Source organism: Amycolatopsis keratiniphila subsp. keratiniphila (assembly GCF_001620365.2).
GTDB lineage: Bacteria > Actinomycetota > Actinomycetes > Mycobacteriales > Pseudonocardiaceae > Amycolatopsis > Amycolatopsis keratiniphila.
Genome location: NZ_LQMT02000049.1, coordinates 1 through 21,924 on the forward strand (window position 1 = coordinate 1; position 21,924 = coordinate 21,924).

The window sequence follows — 21,924 nt, forward strand, 5'->3', positions numbered from 1 at the left end:
CGCAACCGCTGCACCTCATCGGCGACCGCGGGATCCTCCACCGGCCCGGCCTCCACGGCTTGCTTGGCGGTATTCACCCACGACCGCAAGGTCTCATGGTTAACGCCCAGCTCACGAGCGATCTGACGCAACGGGCGATCACTCGTATTCACCAGCTCGATCGCGTCACGACGGAACTGCTCCGGATACTTCGACCTGCGGGACACCAGGACATCCTCCCTCCAGACCAGCGTCTGGAATCAAGGTGTCCGCTCCCAGGGGGCAACTCCACACGTGTGATCAGGCGGACGACACACGTGACCAGATGGACGCCACGACCACGGCGAAACCTTCACCGCGAGTCGTCCGTCCAGACACGCGTGTCGTCCGTCGGATCACTTGTGTCGTCCATCCGGTCACGCGAGACCGATCCAGGACAGGGTCGGCCCTGGCCCGAAACGCCACTCACGCCCCACCGGACCCGCGATCAGCCGCTGTCCGTCCAGCGAGGGAGAAAGGGTCAGGGCTTCGGTGCCCGGCAGTTCGGGTTCGCGAGGTCGAGTTCACTGTGCGAAAGGCAGGAGGTCAGCTGGTAGGTCTGCTCCCCGTAGTTGATGCCCTGCCGCACGGTCACGTTCCCGGCCGCGTCGACCTCGCACGGGTTGTTCATCGTGCACCGCTGGCCGCTTTCGTTGCCGGTGTTGTTGACGCCGACGACCTTCCCGGTCGAGGTCTCGATGATGGGCGACCCCGAGGTCCCGCCGATCGTCTTGCACGCCGAGGTGTACCGGATCGAGTCCTTCCAGACCCAGTCCGCCTCATGGAGCTCGTGGACGAAGCCGTCGATGTTGCAGGAGTAGATCTTCTTCCAATATCCCGAGACCACGTCCATCGCGATCCCCGCCGACGGACGGGTGGGCGAGAGCGTCAGCGGGGCGATGCCGTACCTCGACTTGATCTTGGCGTAGCTCGTGTCGAGCTGGTAGAGCGAGACGTCGGTGTCGGTCATCGTGGCGTAGAGCAGCTTCTTCGCCTTGAGCGTGCCCAGCGACGAGCGGCCGTCCTTGGACAGCAGGCTGAACGTCCGTGACGAGGGCTTGTCGACGATTACTTCCCCGGGGTCCGGGAAACCTTCTTGCAGGCAATGCCCGTTGGAAAGGACAAGGGCGGGGTCGTCGAGGCTCGCCTCGGGCGGTTTGACCACCGACCCGGAGCAGTTCGACAACGCCACCGTTCCGGCGAAGGTGGTGGTGGCCGCTTCCGCCGGTGCGGTTCCGACCAGGGCGGACGCGGTCAGCATGGCGAACAGGGTGCCGAGGAGTCGTCGGGTCACGTGGAGTCCTTTCGGGTCGGCGTGGACATCAAGTGAAGCGTTGGCGGCCACGGTGTCACCACCGTCGAACGGAGGGTGTTCACCCCGTCACGCGGGACCCCAGGCGGACGTGTCCGACATCACGTGCTAGGTGTTGAAAGGAAACATCGACGAGGTCAGCGGCGATGCGCTGGACACACGATCGGCGGCGTGTTGCACCACCTAGCCGTGGTCCGGGCGGTGCGAGCGTGCACACTGACGGGTCGAGAGGCGGCGCGAAGGCGCCGAAGATGAGCGGAGAGCAGGACAGCGTGGCAGGAGCACGGACGAAGAAGACCGCGGCGTCGGACGACGGCGCGGGCCGTCGTCGGCTGGTGATCGTCGAGTCGCCGACCAAGGCCCGCAAGATCGCCCCGTACCTCGGCGGTAACTACGTCGTGGAGTCCTCCGTCGGACACATCCGCGACCTTCCCCGCGGCGCGGCCGACGTGCCCGCCCAGTACAAGGGCGAGTCGTGGGCGCGGCTGGGTGTCGACGTCGACAACGACTTCAAGGCGCTCTACGTCGTCACGCCGGACAAGAAGTCCAAGGTCACGGAGCTGAAGGGCCTGCTGAAGGACGTCGACGAGCTCTACCTCGCCACGGACCCCGACCGCGAGGGCGAGGCCATCGCGTGGCATCTGCTGGAGACCCTCAAGCCGAAGGTCCCGGTGCGCCGGATGGTCTTCCACGAGGTCACCGAGCAGGCGATCCGCGCCGCGGCCGACAGCACCCGCGAGCTCGACGGGGACCTCGTCGACGCGCAGGAGACCCGCCGCATCCTGGACCGGCTCTACGGCTACGAGGTCTCGCCCGTGCTGTGGAAGAAGGTCATGCCGAAGCTTTCGGCCGGCCGCGTACAGTCGGTGGCGACCAGGATCGTGGTCGAGCGGGAGCGCGAGCGCATGCGCTTCACCTCGGCGTCGTACTGGGACATCTCCGCGACGATGGACGCCGGTGCCGAAGCGTCCCCCCGCAACTTCCCGGCCAGGATGATCGCCGTCGACGGCGCCCGGCTGGCGACCGGCCGTGACTTCGGCTCGGACGGGCAGCTCAAAGCGTCGAACACCGAGATCCGCGTGCTGGCCGAGGCCGACGCCGTCCGGCTGGCCGAGGCGCTGAAGAACCGCGACTTCAAGGTCGCGAGCGTCGAGGAGAAGCCGTACACGCGCAAGCCGTACGCGCCCTTCATGACCTCGACCCTGCAGCAGGAGGCGGGCCGCAAGCTGCGGTTCACCTCCGAGCGCACCATGCGGATCGCGCAGAAGCTGTACGAGAACGGGTACATCACCTATATGCGTACCGACTCCACGACGCTGTCGGAGTCGGCGATCTCGGCGGCGCGCAGCCAGGCCACGCAGCTGTACGGCAAGGAGTACGTCTCGCCGTCGCCGCGCCAGTACACCCGCAAGGTGAAGAACGCGCAGGAAGCCCACGAGGCGATCCGTCCTTCGGGCGAGGTCTTCCGCACGCCGGGCCAGGTCGCGAAGGATCTGGACACCGACGAGTACCGCCTTTACGAGATGATCTGGCAGCGCACGATCGCGTCGCAGATGGCGGACGCGAAGGGCACCACGATGTCGGTGCGCATCGTCGGCACGGCCACCAGTGGCGAGGAGTGCACGTTCGCCTCGTCGGGCCGCACGATCACCTTCGCCGGTTTCCTCAAGGCGTACGTCGAGGCCGTCGACACCGAAAGCGGTGGCGAGGCGGACGACAAGCAGAGCCGTCTCCCGCAGCTGGTCAAGGACCAGGCGCTGACCGCGACCGAGCTGAGCCCGGACGGGCACACCACGTCGCCGCCGGCGCGCTACTCGGAGCCGAGCCTGGTCAGCAAGCTCGAAGAGCTGGGCATCGGCCGCCCGTCGACGTACGCGTCGATCATCAAGACCATCCAGGACCGCGGCTACGTGTGGAAGAAGGGTTCCGCGCTGGTGCCCTCCTGGGTCGCGTTCGCCGTGATCGGCCTGATGGAGCGGCATTTCGAGCGGCTGGTCGACTACGACTTCACCGCCGGCATGGAGGACGAGCTCGACCGCATCGCCGCCGGCGACGAGCACCGGACGCAGTGGCTGTCGAAGTTCTACTTCGGCGGCGACATGGGCGTCGACGGTTCCGTCGGCCGACTCGGCGGGCTGAAGAAGCTGGTCGGCTCGGGTGTCGAGGACATCGACGCCCGCGAGATCAACTCGATCCCGCTGTTCAGCGACGCCGACGGGCACACCGTCGTCGTGCGCGTCGGCCGCTACGGCCCGTACCTCGAGCGCGAGGTGGACGGGACGTCGCAGCGGGCGAACCTGCCGGAGGACCTGCCGCCGGACGAGCTGACCAAGGAGATCGCGGAGAAGCTGTTCGCGACGCCGCAGGAAGGCCGCGTGCTCGGCAAGGACCCGGTCAGCGGGCACGAGATCGTCGCGAAGGAAGGCCGCTTCGGCCCGTACGTCACCGAGCTCCTGCCCGAGCCGGAGCCGCTGCCCGAAGGCGCGACCGCCGCGCAGAAGAAGGCCGCGAAGGCGAAGCAGCCGAAGCCGCGGACGGGCTCGCTGTTCAAGTCGATGTCGATCGAGACGATGACCCTCGAAGACGCGCTGAAGCTGCTTTCGCTGCCGCGCGTGGTCGGCAAGGACCCGGAGTCCGGCGACGAGATCACCGCGCAGAACGGGCGCTACGGGCCGTACCTGAAGAAGGGCACGGACTCGCGTTCGCTCACCACCGAGGACCAGCTGTTCTCGATCACGCTCGAAGAGGCGCTGAAGATCTACTCGGAGCCGAAGCAGCGTGGCCGGTCCGCGACCGCGAAGCCGCCGCTCAAGGAGCTCGGCGACGACCCTGTGTCCGGTAAGCCGATGGTGGTCAAGGACGGCCGCTTCGGCCCGTATGTGACCGATGGCGAGTACAACGCGACGCTGCGGAAGTCGGACAGCATCGAGGAGTTGACCGCCGAGCGCGCCGCCGAACTGCTGGCGGAGAAGCGCGCGAAGGGTCCGGCGCCCAAGCGCAAGGCTCCGGCACGGAAGACGGCGGCGTCGAAGACGACGGCCACCAAGACGACCGCGGCCAAGAAGACCACCGCGACCAAGTCGACGGCAGCGAAGTCGACAGCGGCGAAGAAGCCTTCGACGCGCTCGACGGCCACGAAGACGAAGTAGCGCGCCAGGAAAGGACCGTTCCTTGCAAAATTTGCAAGGAACGGTCCTTTCCTGGCGTTCGCGGTCAGGAGCGCAGACCCGCCCAAAAGCCGCACCGGTGGTCGGCCGCATGCGCGACCGGGCGAATCGCGTCCGGGGCGAGTGAAAGCACGGCATCCGAATCCCAGCGCGGCGATCCTGGCCCGTTCGGATCACCCGTGCGCATGAAGGTGGTCCAGTACGCGATCATCTGCCGCGAAAGCCGTCGCTGTGCCGCGTCCAGCGACTCCTCCACCCCGCTGAGTTCGAAGAGATAGACCAGATCCAGCGCGTGCGCCGCGCCGTGCGGCACGGTCGGTACCTCGATGCGGTTGACGTTGGGCGCGTTCTTGTCGTCGAACTCGTAGGCGTGCACGGAAGTCCGCCGCGAAAGCAGCCGGTTCCCTTCCGCCGTCGGGCACGCCCACGACCGGTCGGTGGTCACGGTCGCCCAAGCCAAAGCGGGCGACAGGTAGTCCCGCGACGGGTATTCGGCCTCGACCTCGTCCGCGTGCTCGCCGAACGACTTCCGCAAGAACTCCTGATAGCGCTCCTCGGTGATCGGCTTGAGCTGCTCGACCCCGGCGATGAACGCGCGCATCTCGTCGTGCGTGCCGCCCGAAATCACCGGCACCCGGTGGAAAGCGCCCCGCCGCACGGCTTTCGCGGGGTCGAGCGGGAGCAGCGGAGTCCCGTAGGTCAGGTGATTGGCGAAGGTCTGGTTGTCCTTCATCAGGTCGGCGGCCGGAAGACGTCGCAGGCAATCGAGCGCGTCCGGGCCCGCGCAGCCGTGACTCGCGGCCACCGCCGCGCCGTCGGCTTCCGTTTTCGCGAGCGGAGCGTAGGGCGTTTGCGCTTCCTGGTTCGGGATGAGACCGCCGGGAGGCCAGTTCAGCAGGCACGAGCCGGACATGATCGCGGCCTTGTGGAACAGGCCGGTCGCGGCGGGCGAGGTGAGCAGCGCGCAGGTGCTCATCCCGCCCGACGACTGCCCGGCCACCGTCACGTTCCGCGGGTCGCCGCCGAACGCGGCGATGTTGCGCTGGGTCCAGCGCAGCGCGGAAAGCTGGTCCATGAGCCCGAAGTCGCCGGAGCCCGCGAGGCCGGGAAGACCGAAGTAGCCGAAGACACCGAGCCGGTAGTTCGTCGTCACCACGACGACGTCGCCCTGATCAGCCAGGCGCTGCGCGCCGTAAAGGCTTCCCGCGTCCATCGTGTAGCCGCCGCCGTGCAGCCACACCAGCACCGGAAGCCGTCGATCGCCCGCGTCGCGCGGCACGGTGACGTTCAGGAAGAGACAGTCCTCGGCGCTGCCCGGCATGAGCTGCGTGCAGGCGGGGCCGGGTTTCGTCGCGTCGGCGACGTCCTTCCACGGTTCGGGCGGTCGCGGCGGCTTCCACCGGTCCTCACCGACGGGCGGTGCGGCGAACCTGATCCCGTTGAACGTCCGCGTCGGCCCGGACTCCATCCCGCGGACCGGCCCCGCGTCGGTGCGCACGACGAGCGGATCCGCGGGGGCGACGATCGTGAGAAGGCCGGTGACGATGGCCAGCAGAAGATGCATGAGAGGTCCTTTCAGGACGCCGCGAGCCGGTGCCAGAGCCCGACGCGGCGGAAATACAGGTGCTGCAGAACCTGCACGGCGACGAACGTGACGCCGTACAGCGCGGTGCCGAGGGCGGGCACGGAATCGACCGGCAGCGTGTACGCCAGCAGGACCCGCCCGGCGGCGTCGGCGATCAGGGCGACACCCCACAGGACGGTCGCGACCCGCCACACCCGCCGGAACCACGCGTGCCGCGGCCACAGCTCGTCCCATTCGGCGGCGCGCAGCGAGTCCGCGAAACGGCTCTTCGCGATCATCGAGCGGGCCATGCCGAACGCGAGTGGCCTGGAGAACAGCAGCGAGATCAGGAAACCGGCGCCGATCACCCCGGTGACCCAGCCCGCCTTCGCCAGCATGAACCGGGGACTGCCGGTCACGAACGAGACGCCGGCGCTGATCGCGAAGATCGTCAGCACGAAGATCGCGAGAGTGTCGATCTTCCGCCACCGGATCGCCCGATAGACGACGAAGAGGACCGTCGGCAGGGCGCAGAGCGCGAGCGCGAAGAGCGCGTCGACGCCGAAGCCGCGAAGCACGTAGTACCCCGCGACGGGCACGACGACTTCGAGGAGCACCACACCCCACTGCCGGATCACGGGATCACTGCCTTCGGGTCGCCAGATCGAAGAGGGTCACCAGTTCGGCCGCATAGGTGGTGAGATCCAGCTCCGGCGTGCCCGCGAGCAGGAACACCGGGCCCTCCACCGAACGCCGGATGGTCGTCGCCATCACGTGGACGTCGAACTCACGGAACTCGCCAGACTCCTGGCCCCAGCGCAGGATGCGTTCGACCGGCTCCAGCGCCGCGCGCTCACTCGCCGGGTCGTAGTCGAGGGCGCCGCCGAGGAAGATGTTCAGCAACGCGCGCATCCGGGTCGGCTGCGCGGCCGCGAACTCAAGGTTCGCCTCCAGGTACGTCCGCAGCGCCCCGCTCGCCGACGCGGGTTCGCTCATCCGCTCGGCCATGAACGCGCCGATCTCGCGGAAGACGTCTTCGAGGACCGTGCGGACGAGTTCCTCCTTGTTCGCGAAGTGGTACGAGATGAGCCCGGTGCTCGACAACTTCGCCTGTTTCGCGATCCGAGCGAACGACGCGCGCGTGTAGCCGAGCTCCGCGATCGTCTCGATGGCCGCGGCCACGATCTGTGCCCGTCTCGCACTCTCGGTGAACGTCTTCGCCTTTGCTCGCATGAGCAAAAAATAGCTCAGCTGAGCAAATCCGTCCACCGGCGACCGCTCACCGACCGCTCGCCGAACCGCCTCACCCGTTCGAACAAAAGTTCTAAAAATTGTCGGTACCAGGGTGTTCAATGGTCAGGTGAGCACTTCAACGACCGCTGTCTTCGACGTCATCGACGAGGTCATCGCCCCGCTGGCAGCCGAGGTTCCGGAGCGTCCCTCGGTGATGGAGTTCTACGACCCGGAGCTCGCCGTGCCGCCGGTGCTGGCCGACGAGGAGCCGACTCCAGGGCTCACCCTGGCCGAGGAGGTGGAGCAGTACACCCGGTTCGTGAGCGGGATGGCGACCATCGGGCTGGCCCCCGGCGGCGAGGTCACGCCCGAGGCCGTCGGGCTGTATCGCGCGCTGCGTGGCGGCTTCATCCGCGGCGTCGTGACCGGTGTCTTCCCGTCGCGTCCGGAGCCGTGGGAGGTCCGGTTCTTCGGCGACGAGGACTACACCACGGTGCTGAACAAGCTCGGCAGGCGGGCGCGGCTGCGGTCCGGTTTCCTCAGCGCGCTGCCGGGCTGGGTGTTCGACGGCCTGCCCGACCATCCGCCGGGCACCGGCGAGACGGTGCGCATCGTGACGGACGCCGGCGGGCTGATCCCGCTGCGGGCCCGCGAGGCCGTCGAGGTGATCCGTGAAGGCGCTTCGCGGCCGCGGCACGGCACGGTCCTCGTCGATCTCGCGGTGCGGAACTCGATCCTCGCCGAGTATCCGCACGGCGCGTTCGGCCTGGTCGACAACGACCTCGGCCGGTACCAGTTCAGCGCGGCGATGGACGGCGACGGCCGCTGGACGCTCACCTGGGGCCCGGCCAGCCGGTCGACGGCCGAGCAATGGATCGTGAAGGCGGTGCAGAACCATGCGTGAACCGGCGACCGTGAAGGAACTGATGAGGCGGGCCGCCGAGCCGGTGCTGCGCGCGGTGCCCGAGCGGCGGAGCGTGTACCTGGGCTACGACCCGGAGATCACCGACGACGAGATCCGGCGGCTGTGCCCGTCCTACGACGAGCCGGCGGATCTCGTCACCCAGGCCGAGCGGTACGCGGCCAAGGCGGCGATGCTCGAAGAGGCCGGGCTGATGGAGAACGGCGAGATCCATCCGGCCGCGGTCCAGATGCACGGCGTGATGCTGCGCGGTTCGGTGCGCGGCGTCCTCACCGGCGTCTTCGCGTCCGCGCCGCGTTCGGTGCGCGTCGATTGCTACGGAGACGGGCATCAGGCGGTCGTCTGGCGGATGCGGTCGGGGCGGCGGACGACGTTCAGCCTCAGCGATTTCGGCGAGCTGGGAGCCCGGGTCTTCGGCGGGCTCCCGCACGTGCCCGCCGGGGAGACCGAGCCGATGCGCATCAGGATCGACGAGCACGGAGTGCCGTTGCCCGGCCAGGAGGAAGAGGTCGGGCTGGTCGCCGACACGCTGAGCCGTCCGCGCACCGGCACGGCGATCCTCGACCTGGTCGCCTTCGGTGGGCTGAACGCCGAGTACCCGGACTACGGCTTCGTGATCGTGGACAACGATTTGGGGAGGTTCGTTCTGTACGCGGCCCCTTCCGAAGGGTGGCTGATGTTCGGTGGAATGGACCGCCGGGCACTGGCGGGCTGGCTGCACGAGGCGGTGGACTTGAGCCGGACGTAGCCGCCTTGGGCGATGACGAGGGGGAATGCGGGCATGGACCTGGACCGGCGCGCGGCCGACGCGTGGTTCCGGCGGCGAGGGCTGCCGATGGTCATCCACCGGCGGAGGCGTGGAGCGGGCATGTTGCGCCGATCCACGCCCGGGCTGGTGTTCCTGTGCCTGCTCGACCTGCTGCTGGCCGCGTTGCTGAAGCTGCTCGACGTCCCCGAGGACGTGCTCGCGGCCCGGATGCGCAGCAGCGGCGTCGGTTACGTGCTCGGCGTGCTGGCGCTGACGTTCGCCGTTGTCGTGGTGCCGGTGATCGCCGGACGGCTGATGGCGAAGCTGCTTCGCGTGCTGAGCCACGTCCGGGTCCGGTTGGCCGTGATGGCGGTGACGATCGGCTTCTGGCTGCTCGTGCTGCCGCTCGGCGAGCGGCTGACCGGGCTGGTGTCGTGGGACAACCCGTTGTGGGTCGCCGTGCTCACCAATCTGGTCGCGCTGGCCGTGCTGATGCTGCTGGTCCGGATCGGCGTCGGCTCGATCCTCACCTGGGCGGCGCGGAGCGCGGTCGCCCAGGTCAGGGCCATCGGCACGCTGGCGTCACGGGCGTTGCCGCTGCTTCTGCTGGTGGTGATGTTCAGCTTCTTCACCGCCGAGCTGTGGCAGGCCGTGGAACGGCTGACCCCCGGCCGGTTATGGCTGGTGGTGGGCTTCCTCGTGCTGATCGGCGCCGTGTTCCTGGCGTCGATGCTGTCCGACGAGATCAAGGAGCTGAAGTCCTGGACCGTGGAGCCCGGCGCGACCGTCCTGCGCGGCACGCCGTTCGACGACGACACCCCGCCCCCGGGCAGGCGCGCGCTGACGAAGACCGAGCGCCTGAACATCGCCTTGGTGCTGTTCTTCGCCCAAGCGGTGCAGATCGTGGCGTTCGGAGTACTGGTGTTCGCGTTCTTCGTCGTGTTCGGGGTGCTGATCCTCAGCCCGGAGGTCGTGACGGAGTTCGCCGGCCGCGAATCGGCGCCAGGGACACTGCTGGGTGTCCCCCTCCCGGTGAGTTCCGCGCTCGTCAACGTCTCCGTTTTCCTCGCGGTCTTCTCCGGTTTGTATTTCGCCGCATCGACCGCGACGGACGCCCGGTACCGGCGTTCTTTCTTCGAACCTTTGCTGGAGGATGTGAAGATCAGCCTCGCGGCGCGTGACATTTATCTGGCCCATTGGGCGGATGTGCGGCGGGCCGAGGTGGTTACCCTGGAAGCAGAGGACATTCCGTAGTGAGGTGGTCACCATGAGCGGGAAGGGCGGAACTCCCTTCTTCGATGCCCCCGACTTCGTGAAAGGCGATGGCACTCAGGCAGATCCTCCGGGCGACACGTTCGCCGACCCGCTGTCCGGGCTGGTCACGACCGGCACGACGGCCCAAGCAGATCCGTCGGCGGGAGCCGACGACGTCCACGTGCAGGTGCCGGGACCGGTCCAGCACGACCCCGAAGTCGTGAGCAGGATGGTCAGCGCGGCCATGCTCGCGGACGACCAGCCCGCCGAAAGCCCGGGCCCGGAACAGACCGCGGCCCCGTCACCCGCCAAGGTCGTCAGCACGGTGGGTGAACAAGGCGCTGCGCCGATCGGGATCCTGCCCCAGCAGCGGACCTGGCCGTCGAGGCCGTCTCAGCTGATCCGCCCGCCCCGTCGTCCGAAGCCGGAAGAGCCGGTCGAGGTCGACGAGGAGGCCGAGGTCGAAGTACGGCGCGCCAAGCGTTCCATGCAGATGCCGAGGCTTGGCAAACCGTCGTCGAACACCGCCGGCGTGATGATCGCGATCGCCCTCATGATCGTCTTCGCGGTGCTCGCCATCCAGCTGCTCGCGAGCCTGTTCAACAGCATCGCGGGGATCTTCGGGTAACCCGTCCGGCGGATACCGCCGGACGGGGCCGTCCGTCCAGAAGTCACCCATCGGGATACCCTGGCCCTACGGTCGGGGTACCCGGTGTTGACCCGGGTCGCACCCCGGCGCCGCGTGACTAGTGGGGTGGGCGTATCAGCGAGGGCGTGCAGTCGGTGCCCGAGACGGGCACGAGTGGTCCGTCGGGACGTGACGCTTCCACCATGCACCGGGTGCGGCGGGTGCTGGCGATCAAGCCGTTCCGCCGGATCTGGGGTGTGTCCTATCTGTGCAGCGTCGCGGACTGGCTGAACCTCCTCACGCTGACCGGTCTGGTCACCAAACTGACCGACAACTACGCCGCGCAGAACTTCGCGTTCGTCGGGGTCGTGCTGACCTCGCTGCTGCCGGGGCTGCTGTTCGCCCCGCTCGGCGGGCTGCTCGCCGACCGCTTCGACCGGCGCAAGGTGATGGTGCTCTGCGATCTCGGCCGGTGCGGGTTCCTGCTGTCGATCGCGTTCGTCGGCACCCCGTGGTGGGTGTTCGTCGGCAACTTCCTGGTCGGCTGCTGCTCGATGATGTGGATCCCGTCGAAGGACGCGGCGGTGCCGAACTTGCTGCGCCGTCCGGACCAGGTCGAGACGGCCAACCAGCTCGGCATGGTGATGACCTACGGCCTCGCGGTGATCACCGCGGCCGGGGCGAACGCCGTGCTCACCGGTAGCAACACCACGTTCCACTTCTTCCAGGGCGATGCCCAGCTCGGCATCGCCAAGGTCGCCGTCGTCATCACCGGCCTGCTGTACCTGACCAGCGCGATCGTGATCGCGACCCGGATCCCCGAGCTGTCGCTGCGCAACGTCCACGCGGTCGAGAAGCCCAAGGTCAAGGCCGCCGACGAGGAGAAGTTCGGCTTCCGGCAGATGATCGCCGACGGCGCCCGGTTCGTGCGGACGACGCCGCTGGTGCGCGGGCTGATGATCGGTGCTTTCGGCGCCTTCGCCGCCGGTGGCGCGGTGATCGGTTCCGCCAAGCCGTACTCGTCCAGCCTGCTCGCCGGTGACGCGGCGTTCAACCTGCTCGTCCTGGCCGTCTTCCTCGGGCTCGCGACCGGGATGGCGGTGGCGCCGAAGCTCGCCAGGCGGCTCGCGCACGACCGGCTGTTCGGGATCTCGATCGTCGCCGCGGGCCTTTGTCTCGTCGTGGTGGCGCTGTCGCCGCATCTCGCCGTTTCGCTGGTCGCGGTCGCCGCGGTCGGGGTCTGGGCGGGGACGGCGTTCCTGACCGGTGTCACGATCATCGGTTCGCGGATCGAGGACGCCGTCCGCGGCCGGATCAACGCGATCTACCAGTCGCTGATGAAGATCGTGCTGTTCGGCTCGACCGTGCTGGTGCCGTTGCTGATCAGCCTCGTCCACACTCGCAAGATCGAAGTGTTCGGCAGTCCGATCACGATCGACGGGACGCGGCCGGTGATGCTCGGCGGCGGTGTCCTCGCGCTGCTCGCCGGCATCTTCGCGTACCGGCAGATGGACGACCGGCGGGCCGAACCGATCCTCGCCGACCTTCGCAACGCTTTGCGCCGCAGCCCGCGTCGCGTGAACGGGCTGCTGATCGCGCTAGAAGGCACGCGGGCGATCAACACCGAGACCCAGGCCGCGCGGCTGGCCGAATGGCTGCGCGCGGGTACGCGTCCGGTCGTACTGGCCGCCGATCCGGCGCTGGACGATCAGCGGCTCGCGAAGCTCGTCTCCGGCGCTTCGCTGTCCGGTGCGCGGGCGCAGGCGCTGGCCGCCGCCGCGGTGCGGGCGGACATCGTCGAACGGGACATCCAGCCCGCGCTCGACGCCGGTTCCGTCGTGGTGATGGAGCGGTTCGTGGACTCGCCGCTGGCGCATCTGTCCGCGGTCGCCGGACTGGACAGCCAGGAGCTCGAAGGGCTCGCGGACTGGGCGACCGGCAGGCTGCGGCCCGACATCACCATCCTGCTGGACGCCGATCCCGGCACGGTGATGCGGAAGTCGGAGTCGCTGGACGCGCAGTGGCGGGTGCAGCATCTGCTCACGGAGATGGCCGCCGCCGACCCGGACCGGTATGTCGTGGTCGACGCGGAAGGTACCGAGGACGAAGTGAGCGACCGGGTGCGGACCGCGATCCGCGCGGTGCTCGTCGGCAGGCTCGCCGGGCTCGCTCCGGCGGAGGAGAAGGTCGAAGCGAGATGACGCTGATCGGTGTCTGGAAACAGCTCGTCGGCCAGGAGCCTGCCGCGCGCACGCTTTCCTCGGCGTCGACGGCGGCCGCCCGGATCATCGACAACCAGCCCGTCGCGCCCGGCGCGATGACGCACGCCTGGCTGATCACCGGTCCGCCGGGTTCGGGACGCTCGACGGCCGCGCGGGTTTTCGCGGCGGCGTTGCAATGCAGCACCGGTACCGGCTGCGGTGAATGCCCGGGTTGCCGCACCGTGATGGCCGGGACGCACGCGGACGTCAAGCTCGTCGTGCCGGAAGGTCTTTCGATCTCGGTCGCGGAAATGCGTTCGCTGGTGCAGGCCGCGGCCCGCCGCCCGACCACCGGGAAGTGGCAGGTGGTGATCATCGAGGACTCCGACAGGCTGACCGAAGGCGCGTCGAACGCGTTGCTGAAGGCCGTCGAGGAGCCGCCGGATCGCACGGTGTTCCTGCTGTGCGCGCCGTCGGATCACCCGGACGACGTGTCGGTGACGATCCGCTCGCGGTGCCGTCTGGTCACTCTGCGGACGCCGCCGGTCGAGGCGATCGCGCAGGTGCTCGTGGAGCGGGACGGCATCGATCCCGAACGCGCGCGGTGGGCCGCGTCCGTCTCAAGTGGACATGTCGGCCGCGCGCGGCGGCTCGCCACCGACGAGGCGGCCCGGCAGCGGCGGGCGACGGTGCTGCGGATCCCGCTCGGCCTGCGGCGGCCGTCCGATGTGTTCACTTGCGCCGACCAGCTGATCAGCGCCGCGGAGGCCGACGCGGGCGAGGAGAGCAAGGTCCGCGACGAGGCCGAACGTTCCGAACTCCGCACCGCGATGGGCGGTGACGGCACCGGAAAGGGTGTCGCCGGGGCGAAACGCGCCGCCGAAGCCGCCGTGAAGCAGCTCGAGAAGCGCCAGAAGTCCCGCGCGACCCGAACGCAGCGGGACACCCTGGATCTCGCGCTGGTGGACCTGGCCGCGTTCTACCGGGACGTGCTCGTGACCGCGAGCGGCGCGGGCGCGACGCTGAACCACCCGGACCACGCCTCGGAAATCTCGCAGGCCGCCTCCGCGTGGGCGCCGGACTCGATCCTGCGGCGGCTCGAAGCCGTCCTGGAATGCCGCGAGGCGATCGACCTGAACGTGAAGCCGAGGATCGCCGTCGAAGCCATGGTCACCACCCTGCGGCAGGGCTGATTCGCGCTTCGCTCCGCCACCCCACCCCCCGCCCTTCCCAAGGGGGGCGACCCCGAGTCCAGTTTACCGGGGGTGGAGGGGGAAAAGGGCTGGTCGCGGGAGTTGTCCACAGGTGGGGATGGTTGTGGACAAGTGCTGTGGGTAAGTGAAGGCGCTTCGGATTCGGCGGCGGTCGGACGCGCCCAATGTGGCATTGGGGACGCTCGATGACCCCAATGTCACATTGGGCGCGTCAGGAAAAGCGACCCAGGGGTACGAACGGTCCTCTCACGCGGGCGTGAAAGGACCGTTCATCACCCTCCTCGCCCCGTCTAGTCCTCCGAGTCCAGAGAGCGCGGCCGTGGTGAAGGCTTGAAGCCAGGCGACTTCTTCGCGACCGGGACCACCGCGAGCCGGCGCCGTCCCGGCATGGCGGCCACGAGAACGACACCGATCAGCAGCATCGCCGTACCCGACCAGAACATCGGCACCGTGTCGTAGGCGGCGTTGGTGTACGCCAGGTTCTTGACCGGCCCCTTCGGCGCCGCGCCACCGTTGTTCCCGGCAGGAGGCGCCTGAGCCGTACCGCACTCGACACCACCCGTGGGCGCGTACGCCCGGGCGATCTGCTCACCGAGCGAGACCTGGGCCAGCGACGAAGGCAGCTTCTTCGCGGCGTCCGGCGGCAACGCCTTCTGCAGCGCCGTCGTCGGCAGGATCTGCAGGTCCAGCAGCCGCGCCGAGGCGCCCATCTGGAAGCCCTTGAACGGCGAAGTCATGTCGCTCGACTTCTGGTTCAGCCCGGCGATCGACAGCTTCAGCACCCCGATGTCGAGGGTGAGCCCGTTCCCGGCCTCGCCGCCGGGAAGCTGCTTGGTGGCACCGTTCAGCATCTCGGCCAGCCCGCCGATCACCGGCACGTTCTTCAGCTGGTCGAAACCCGGAACCTGCTTGAGCGACGGCAACGGGATCCCGATCGGGATGTCCTTGGTCGGGTTGTTCGCGTCGAGAGTGAACAGCACCTTGTCGCCGCGGACGATCTGCAGCACCGGGGCGCTGTACTCGACCTTCGACGTCTTCTTGTCGCCGGTCGAGGTGACCCGCAGCGTCGGCTGGCTGGCGACCTTGATCGTCAAGCCGAGCGGCGTGCCCTTCAGCAGTTCGATGTTGGCCGCCTGCAGGGTCGACGTCGACTCGACGGCCTTGTTCTTCGAGCCGGGGATGTCGACGAGCCGCACGACCGAACGCGACGACAGCGTGTTCGGCAGGCTCAGCACCGCGCCCTTGCCGTCGGCGCTGGCGCTGGTGCCCGAAAGCAGCCCGCCGAGGTTCGCCAGCGGGCCGAGCGCGGACAGACCCGCCTTGAGCTGGTCGGAGGCCTGGGTCAGCTGGTCGGCGCCCGGGATGTTCGGGATCGTCGGCAGCAGCGCGAGGTTCGCGATCGAAGTGCTCGAATCGGCGATCGTGCCGACGCACGGCCCGAGCGTCGGGCTCCAGCGCGCGTGCGCCTGACCGTTGAGCAGGCCGAGGTTGAACAGCGGGTTCTTCGGCGCGTTGAGGCCGCCGCTGATCGGCTTCGCGTTGTCCGGCAACGCCGTCTGCACGAGGCTGCCCGGCGTCTGCGGCGCGTTGCCTGCGGCGGACAGGCCGAACGGCGACGACTGCGCGATCGACTTCTCATAGTTCAGGTAGGCCTCGGAGTTGGCCTGCGCGCTGGAAAGCCCCATCCCGGCTTCGAGCGCGGACTGCTTCGGCAGCAACTCGCCCGCTCCCGGCAGGATGGCGCTGGTCGGCACCGCGTTCGGCAGCAGCCGCAGCACCCCGAGCGCCGCTCCCGCGTCACCGACCGCCTTCCCCAGCGGCTGCGGCCCGATCGGCGCCGACATCGGCGGCTGTCCCGGATTCGCCGGATCGGGGATCGGCGTGGTCGGGATCGTCTGGGCGGTCGCCGGAGCCGCGGTCAGCAGAAGCAGGGCCGCGGCGGCCGGAAGCGCCAGCACACGGGGCAGTCGTTGCCGCATGAACAGGTCCTCCAGTGGGGATGGGCCGATCTTGGGGGACTGAGACCGGCGTCATAGGACCTTAACGACGGTGGCCCTCGAAGGTGACGTTCAAGCCTCCGCTACACTTGGCTCCGTCATCGGGTGCGAGCCCGATGTCCGCCGCCTTAGCTCAGTCGGCCAGAGCGATTCACTCGTAATGAATAGGTCAGGGGTTCGATTCCCCTAGGCGGCTCCGCAGGTCAGGGCCTCATTCGGAACACTCCGGATGAGGCCCTGACTCGTTTCCGGCGCGGCACCGGGCCGTGCCGAAAGTTCACCCGTTGGTGTCACCCTTGAGGAACATCCGCGACAGCGAGGTGCCCACTCCCGTGAGGTGCTCGACGAGCGTGTCCGCGTCCGCGTCGAGCAGCCCGGAGCGCCACGCGAGCATGATCTCCACGAAGCCACCGATGCCCAGCAGGACGTTGACCCGGAACTCCAGCCCGTCCACGTCCGGTTTCAGATGCGGCCGCGCCAGATCGATCAGCAGGCCGGTGGTCTCCTGGACGGTCTGCCGCCGCAGTTGCTCCAGCACCGCGCTGCCCGCGTGGTCGCCGAACAGGATCTGCGCGCGCGACGGTTCTTCCTGCACGTGGTGCACGACGACGTCGACGGCGGCGCGGAGCTGGTCCAGGGCGGGTTGCTCGATGCGGGCGGCGACGGCGTCGAGGACCATCCGCAGGGTCTCGTCGCGGACCTGTTCCCAGGCGGTGGCGAGGAGCGCGTCGCGGTTGGCGAAGCTCTCGTAGAAGTACCGGTCGGTCAGGTTCGCCCGCGCGCAGACGCCCCGCATGGTGACCGCCGCCCAGCCCTGTTCCTGCCAGATCTCCAGCGCGGCACCGAGGAGCGCCAGCCGCCGTTCGGCGCGGCGTTCGTCGGCGGTTTTGCCGCTGTAGCGGCGGGATGCGGTCACCTCCCCATCTTGACAGCAGGTGCCCTCAGATTCATTCTGAGGGCATGCGACCGCAGAATGGCCTGCGTGCCGGGCTGGCCTCCGCGCTGACGTCCGCTTTCGTGCGGCCGATCGCCAACGCGATCCCGGCCAACCGCGCGGGCGTCGCGTTCTCCCGGGCCTTCATCGCGAGCAGTTTGTGGCTGGCCTCGCCGCCGTTGAAGGGGAGTCGCGTCGAGCCCGGTGTCCGCGGCGAGTGGGTCCGCGCGCCCGAGGTGAGCGAGGGCAACGCCGTGGTCCTCTACATCCACGGCAGCGGTTACGCGCTCTGCTCGGCGCGCACGCATCGCGGGCTGACCACGCGGGTTTCGGCCGGCACCGGGCTGCCGGTCTTCGCCTGCGAGTACCGGCTCGCGCCGCGGCATCGCTTCCCGAGCGCCGCCGACGACGTCCGCGCTGCCTACGACCGGCTTCTCGATCAGGGATATCGGCGGATCCTCGTCGCGGGCGACTCCGCGGGCGGGCATCTCGCGGTCGACCTCGCCGCGCAGCTGATCCGCGAGCACCGAGAACCACCCGCGGCGTTGGCGCTCTTCTCGCCGTTGTTCGACGTGACGTTCTCCTTGGCCGCCCAACGAGAACGCATGAGCCCGGACCCGATGATCTCCGCCGCCGCGGCCGCGCGGCTGGTCGGTCTGTACACAGTGGACGCCGACCTCGCGTCGGAGCGGTTGCGGTTCGCCTTCGACGACATCAAGGGTTTCCCGCCGACGATCATCCAGGCGGGCGGGCTCGAAATGCTCGCCGCGGACGCCATCGAGCTGGCCAGGGCGCTGCGCCGCGCGGGAGCCGACTGCGAACTCGACGTGGTGCCTGGTCAGATGCACGTCTTCCAGGCCTTGACCCGCTTCATCCCCGAAGCGGCGCCGGCGATGGAGCGGGCTTGCCGCTTCCTCACCGGGAACCTTCCGGCGATCGTGAGGGCGGCATGACGAAACGGACCCACGGAGCGCACGCCGTCGTCACCGGTGCGGGAAGCGGGATCGGGCGGGCGATCGTGGCCGAGCTTGTCCGGCGCGGCAGCCGCGTCGTTTGCGCCGACATCGACCTCGAAGCCGCCGAAGAAACCGCGAAAACGCTCGAGAACGCGGTCGCCATCGCCTGTGACGTGTCCGATGTGGACGAGGTCGCGGACTTGGCTAGCCAGGCACGGTCCTGGTTCGGCCGCGAGCCGGACCTCGTCGTCAACAACGCCGGGATCGGCGCGGGCGGCAAACTCGTCGGGCAGAGCCCGCTGTCCGATTGGCAGCGGACGCTCGGGGTGAACCTCTGGGGCGTGATCCACGGCTGCCACACCTTCGTCCCCGCCATGCGCGCGGCGAAGGCGGGCGGCGTCATCAACGTCGCGTCGGCCGCCGGGTTCACCGCCGCGCCGAGGATGGCCGCGTACAACGTGAGCAAGGCCGGGGTCGTCAGCCTGTCCGAGACACTGGCGGCCGAACTGTCCGGCACCGGCGTCGCGGTCACCGTGCTGTGCCCGACCTTCGTGCGCACCAACATCTTCGGCGGCGAGCTCATCGAAGACGGCGCACGCGGCCTCGCGCAACGGGTGTCCGATGTGGTCGGGTTCTCGCCGGAGCGCGTCGCGAAGATGACCCTCGACGCCCACGATCGCGGACGCCTCTACGTCGTACCGCAGCCCGACGCCCAGCTTCTGTGGCACGCCAAGCGGTTCGTGCCCGTCCCGTACACGCGGATCGCCGGTCTGCTCGGCCGGTTCCTGCCCGCCGAAAAGGAGAAGTGATGGCCTACGACTTCGCGGCGATGCTCCAGACCATCAAGGACAAGCAGTGGTCGCTGGCCGACATCGACTGGGACGCACCCGGCGCCGAGACGATGACGGACGAACTCCGTGCCAAGATGAGGCCGTTCATGGCCGACCTCGTGTGGATCGAGCACGTCGGCGCGCGCGGGTTCGCCTCGCTGGCCAAGAAGGCGCCGACCCCGGTGATCCAGGAGATCTACCGCTACTTCCACGCCGAGGAACAGAAGCACGCCAACGCCGAACTCGCGCTGATGAAGCGATGGGGCATGCTCGACGAGCACGGTTCGATGCCCGAGCCGAACATCAACGTCAAGCTCGCCATCAAGGTCCTCGACGACTTCGGCGACACGCTGCCGCTGACGGCACTGGCCACGCTCATCCCGCTGCTGGAATGCGCGCTGGACGGCGCGCTGGTGAAGTTCCTGCTGGAAGAGGTCTCGGATCCGGTGTGCCATCAGGTGTTCCGGCACATCAACTCCGACGAGGCCCGGCACATCACGGCCGATTTCGAGGTGCTGGAGCTGATCGGCGCCGGATCCACGACCAAACTGCTCACCGAATCGATCGGCTCGCTCAAACCCCAGATCGTCCTCGGCCTGATCGTGGTGTTCGTGCCGCTGATCAACAAGATGCGGGACAACATCGTCGCGATGGGCCTGCCGGAGAAGAAGCTGTACAACGCCGTGAAGCGGTTCTCCACCATCGGCGGCCGCGGCGAGTTCACCAAACGCATCCCGGCGTACCACGTGCTCAAGGCGCAGGCGGCGATGATCGTCGACCGTTCGCACGTCTACCACCGGCTGCTCGCCGATCCGATGGTGAAGGTCACCCGGCTGATTCCCGCGCGGCTGCTGGGAAAGCCGCAGTCGTGGACCGAGGAGATCACCCACGAACCGGTCGCGTCATGAGCCTCGGTGAGTTCCGGGGCGAGGTGCTGCGCGGCACCGAATGGTTCGGGCACGACTTCACCGGACAGCGTGTCGCCGTGGTCGCGCCCGGCCGCGAGGCGGCCCAGATCGTGCCCGAGGCGATGGCCACCGCGCGATCGGTGAAGGTGTTCCAGGAGGAGCCGGACTGGGTGGTGCCGATGCCGGTCCCCGGGCCGGCCGCCCTCGGTGTCGCCGTCGCCCGGGTTTTCCTGCGCTGGCAGGTGAAAGACCCCTGGATCCGCAGGCTTCTGACGCCCGACCGCCGCTTCGGCTCGCGGCGGACGGCACCGGGCCTCGGCTACTACGGAGCGCTCCGGAAGCCCGGCTGCAAGCTCATCACCTGGCCGGTCTACGCCTTCGCGCCCGGCGGAATCCGCACCGCCGAAGGTATCGAGCACCAGGCCGACGTGGTGGTGCTCGGGCCCAGCTCACTGTTCGCCAAGGAAGGATCGCCCGCATGAAGCCGGACCACGAGATCGCGATCATCGGCGGGGGATTCTCCGGGATCGGGGCCGCGATCCTGCTGCACCAAGCCGGTTTCGAAGACTTCCTGATGCTGGAGGAAGGCGACGGCGTCGGCGGCGCGTGGCATTGGAACACCTATCCCGGGGTCGCCGTCGACATCCCCTCGTTCAGCTACCAGTTCTCGTTCGAGCAGATCTCCGGCTGGTCGCGGGTCTACGCGCCCGGCCGCGAGCTGAAGGCGTACGCCGACTATTGCGTCGACAAGTACGACATCCGCCGCCGCACCCGCCTCGGCAGCAAGGTCGTCTCCGCGACCTTCGACGACGAGACGCACTTGTGGCGCCTCGAAACCGCCGAGGGCCGGCCGCTGACGGCACGATTCGTCGTCGGCGCCACCGGCGTGCTCACCCAGCCGAAGCCGCCGGACATCGACGGCATCGACGCCTTCCGCGGCACGGTCATGCACACCGCGCGCTGGGACCACGGCGTGGATCTGCGGGGCAAACGCGTCGCCGTCGTCGGCACCGGGGCCTCGGCCGTGCAGGTGATCCCGTCCATCGCGCCGGAGGCCGCGCATCTGACGGTGTTCCAGCGCACGCCGATCTGGTGCCTGCCCAAACCCGACGCCGCGTTGCCCCGGACGGCGCGGCTCGCGCTGCGGCGGCTGCCGGGCGCGAAACTGGTGTCCCGGCTGGCCAGCCAGGCCCTCGTCGAGGTGACCTTCCCGCTGGCCGCGCATTTCCACAACCTGCTGCCGACCGCGGGCGCCGGCGAGCGGCTCGGGCGCGCGCATCTGCGCCGCGCGGTCAAGGATCCCGAAACCCGCGAGAAGCTGACCCCGCGCTACGCCTTGGGCTGCAAGCGGCCGAGCTTCTCGAACGAATACCTCCAGACGTTCAACCGGGACGACGTCACGCTGGAGACCACCGGCATCGAAGCGATCACCGAATCCGGGGTGCGAACCGCCGACGGCACCGAGCACCCGGTCGACGTCCTGGTGCTGGCGACCGGGTTCAAGGTGTTCGAGAAGGGCAACATGCCCGCCTTCACCGTGCGCGGCGCGGGCGGCGCCGACCTCGAGAAGTTCTGGGCGGAGAACCGGTTCCAGGCCTATCAGGGCGTCAGCGTCCCCGGTTTCCCGAACTTCTTCACCATCCTCGGACCGTACGGCTACAACGGTTCCTCGTACTTCAACCTCATCGAGACGCAGACCGCGCACATCATCCGCTGCCTGCGCAACGCGAGGAAGACCGGCGCGACGCGTGTGGAGGTCACGAGCGAGGCCAACGACCGGTACTTCCGGAGCATGCTGGACCGGCGCAAGCACCAGGTGTTCTTCCAGGACAGCTGTTCACTGGCCAACAGTTACTACTTCGACGCGAACGGGGACGTGCCCTTCCGCGCCTCGCCGACGCTGGAAACCATGGTGACGAGCCGGTTCTTCGACCTCGACGACTACGCCTTCGCGGACGGCCGGTGAACACTGGCTGAAGTCCGCCGTCCCCGGCCGTGACGGGCCTTAGGTTCGATTCCCCGAACCTGGAGGCTGGTC

The 21,924-nt window shown here is 68.8% G+C and carries 19 protein-coding genes and 1 tRNA gene; 13 read left to right on the forward strand and 7 right to left on the reverse strand.

Annotated elements, in window-relative coordinates; all coding sequences use genetic code 11:
- A partial coding sequence (locus AVR91_RS40745; RefSeq protein ID WP_083737944.1) for a transposase occupies positions 1-206 on the reverse strand: 206 nt, incomplete at its 3' end.
- A gap of 293 nt (positions 207-499) precedes the next feature.
- Positions 500-1,312, reverse strand: coding sequence for a S1 family peptidase (locus tag AVR91_RS40750; protein WP_016337832.1), 813 nt, complete (start codon positions 1,310-1,312; stop codon positions 500-502).
- 269 nt (positions 1,313-1,581) lie between these two features.
- On the opposite strand from AVR91_RS40750, the gene topA reads away from it, so the two are divergent.
- Positions 1,582-4,479, forward strand: a complete 2,898-nt coding sequence (gene topA / locus AVR91_RS40755; RefSeq protein WP_211282829.1) for a type I DNA topoisomerase — start codon at positions 1,582-1,584, stop codon at positions 4,477-4,479.
- A 64-nt stretch (positions 4,480-4,543) separates the two neighbouring features.
- Here the strand turns inward: topA and AVR91_RS40760 are convergent, their stop codons facing one another.
- Genes AVR91_RS40760 through AVR91_RS40770 form a run of 3 tightly spaced genes read right to left on the reverse strand, consistent with a single transcriptional unit; the run spans position 4,544 to position 7,294 of the window.
- Positions 4,544-6,061, reverse strand: coding sequence for a carboxylesterase/lipase family protein (locus tag AVR91_RS40760; RefSeq protein WP_063275585.1), 1,518 nt, complete (start codon positions 6,059-6,061; stop codon positions 4,544-4,546).
- 11 nt (positions 6,062-6,072) lie between these two features.
- Positions 6,073-6,699 (reverse strand): VC0807 family protein, encoded by a 627-nt coding sequence (locus AVR91_RS40765; RefSeq protein ID WP_063275584.1) that lies wholly within the window; start codon positions 6,697-6,699, stop codon positions 6,073-6,075.
- 4 nt (positions 6,700-6,703) lie between these two features.
- Positions 6,704-7,294, reverse strand: coding sequence for a TetR/AcrR family transcriptional regulator (locus tag AVR91_RS40770; protein ID WP_063823177.1), 591 nt, complete (start codon positions 7,292-7,294; stop codon positions 6,704-6,706).
- 112 nt (positions 7,295-7,406) lie between these two features.
- Here AVR91_RS40770 and AVR91_RS40775 point away from each other — a divergent pair, with 112 nt between their 5' ends.
- The 6 genes from AVR91_RS40775 to AVR91_RS40800 all read left to right on the forward strand — a co-directional run bounded on the left by AVR91_RS40775 (position 7,407) and on the right by AVR91_RS40800 (position 14,240).
- Entirely contained in the window at positions 7,407-8,198 is a 792-nt protein-coding gene (locus AVR91_RS40775; protein ID WP_038520950.1) for an ESX secretion-associated protein EspG, read from the forward strand.
- Entirely contained in the window at positions 8,191-8,964 is a 774-nt protein-coding gene (locus AVR91_RS40780) for an ESX secretion-associated protein EspG (RefSeq protein WP_063275583.1), read from the forward strand. Before AVR91_RS40775 ends, AVR91_RS40780 begins: the two co-directional genes overlap by 8 nt.
- 12 nt (positions 8,965-8,976) lie before the next feature.
- Entirely contained in the window at positions 8,977-10,218 is a 1,242-nt protein-coding gene (locus AVR91_RS40785; protein ID WP_228709479.1) for a hypothetical protein, read from the forward strand.
- 13 nt (positions 10,219-10,231) lie between these two features.
- Positions 10,232-10,846, forward strand: a complete 615-nt coding sequence (locus AVR91_RS40790; RefSeq protein ID WP_228708090.1) for a hypothetical protein — start codon at positions 10,232-10,234, stop codon at positions 10,844-10,846.
- A gap of 146 nt (positions 10,847-10,992) precedes the next feature.
- Entirely contained in the window at positions 10,993-13,047 is a 2,055-nt protein-coding gene (locus tag AVR91_RS40795) for a bifunctional MFS transporter/dTMP kinase (RefSeq protein WP_063275580.1), read from the forward strand.
- Positions 13,044-14,240: a DNA polymerase III subunit delta' gene (locus tag AVR91_RS40800; protein WP_063275579.1), complete on the forward strand. Its 1,197-nt coding sequence runs from the start codon at positions 13,044-13,046 to the stop codon at positions 14,238-14,240. The genes AVR91_RS40795 and AVR91_RS40800 overlap by 4 nt, the downstream gene beginning before the upstream one ends.
- Before the next feature lie 311 nt (positions 14,241-14,551).
- On the opposite strand, the gene AVR91_RS40805 is transcribed toward AVR91_RS40800, so the two are convergent.
- Positions 14,552-16,240 carry a hypothetical protein gene (locus AVR91_RS40805; RefSeq protein ID WP_143254263.1) on the reverse strand — a complete coding sequence of 563 codons (1,689 nt, stop codon included), beginning with the start codon at positions 16,238-16,240 and terminating at the stop codon, positions 14,552-14,554.
- A 140-nt stretch (positions 16,241-16,380) separates the two neighbouring features.
- Here AVR91_RS40805 and AVR91_RS40810 point away from each other — a divergent pair.
- A tRNA-Thr gene (locus AVR91_RS40810) sits at positions 16,381-16,454 on the forward strand.
- 81 nt (positions 16,455-16,535) lie between these two features.
- Here AVR91_RS40810 and AVR91_RS40815 read toward each other — a convergent pair.
- Positions 16,536-17,174, reverse strand: coding sequence for a TetR/AcrR family transcriptional regulator (locus AVR91_RS40815; RefSeq protein ID WP_016337801.1), 639 nt, complete (start codon positions 17,172-17,174; stop codon positions 16,536-16,538).
- A 44-nt stretch (positions 17,175-17,218) separates the two neighbouring features.
- Between AVR91_RS40815 and AVR91_RS40820 the strand changes: the two genes are divergently transcribed.
- From AVR91_RS40820 to AVR91_RS40840, 5 genes are read left to right on the forward strand one after another with little or no spacing between them, the layout of a single operon-like run.
- Positions 17,219-18,145, forward strand: coding sequence for an alpha/beta hydrolase (locus tag AVR91_RS40820; RefSeq protein WP_211282830.1), 927 nt, complete (start codon positions 17,219-17,221; stop codon positions 18,143-18,145).
- Entirely contained in the window at positions 18,142-18,957 is an 816-nt protein-coding gene (locus AVR91_RS40825) for an SDR family NAD(P)-dependent oxidoreductase (RefSeq protein ID WP_063275578.1), read from the forward strand. The genes AVR91_RS40820 and AVR91_RS40825 overlap by 4 nt, the downstream gene beginning before the upstream one ends.
- Positions 18,957-19,886: a hypothetical protein gene (locus AVR91_RS40830; RefSeq protein ID WP_063275577.1), complete on the forward strand. Its 930-nt coding sequence runs from the start codon at positions 18,957-18,959 to the stop codon at positions 19,884-19,886. Before AVR91_RS40825 ends, AVR91_RS40830 begins: the two co-directional genes overlap by 1 nt.
- Positions 19,883-20,368, forward strand: coding sequence for an NAD(P)/FAD-dependent oxidoreductase (locus AVR91_RS40835; RefSeq protein WP_063275576.1), 486 nt, complete (start codon positions 19,883-19,885; stop codon positions 20,366-20,368). The genes AVR91_RS40830 and AVR91_RS40835 overlap by 4 nt, the downstream gene beginning before the upstream one ends.
- Positions 20,365-21,852 (forward strand): flavin-containing monooxygenase, encoded by a 1,488-nt coding sequence (locus AVR91_RS40840; protein WP_063275575.1) that lies wholly within the window; start codon positions 20,365-20,367, stop codon positions 21,850-21,852. Before AVR91_RS40835 ends, AVR91_RS40840 begins: the two co-directional genes overlap by 4 nt.
- The last annotated feature ends 72 nt before the right edge of the window (positions 21,853-21,924 follow it).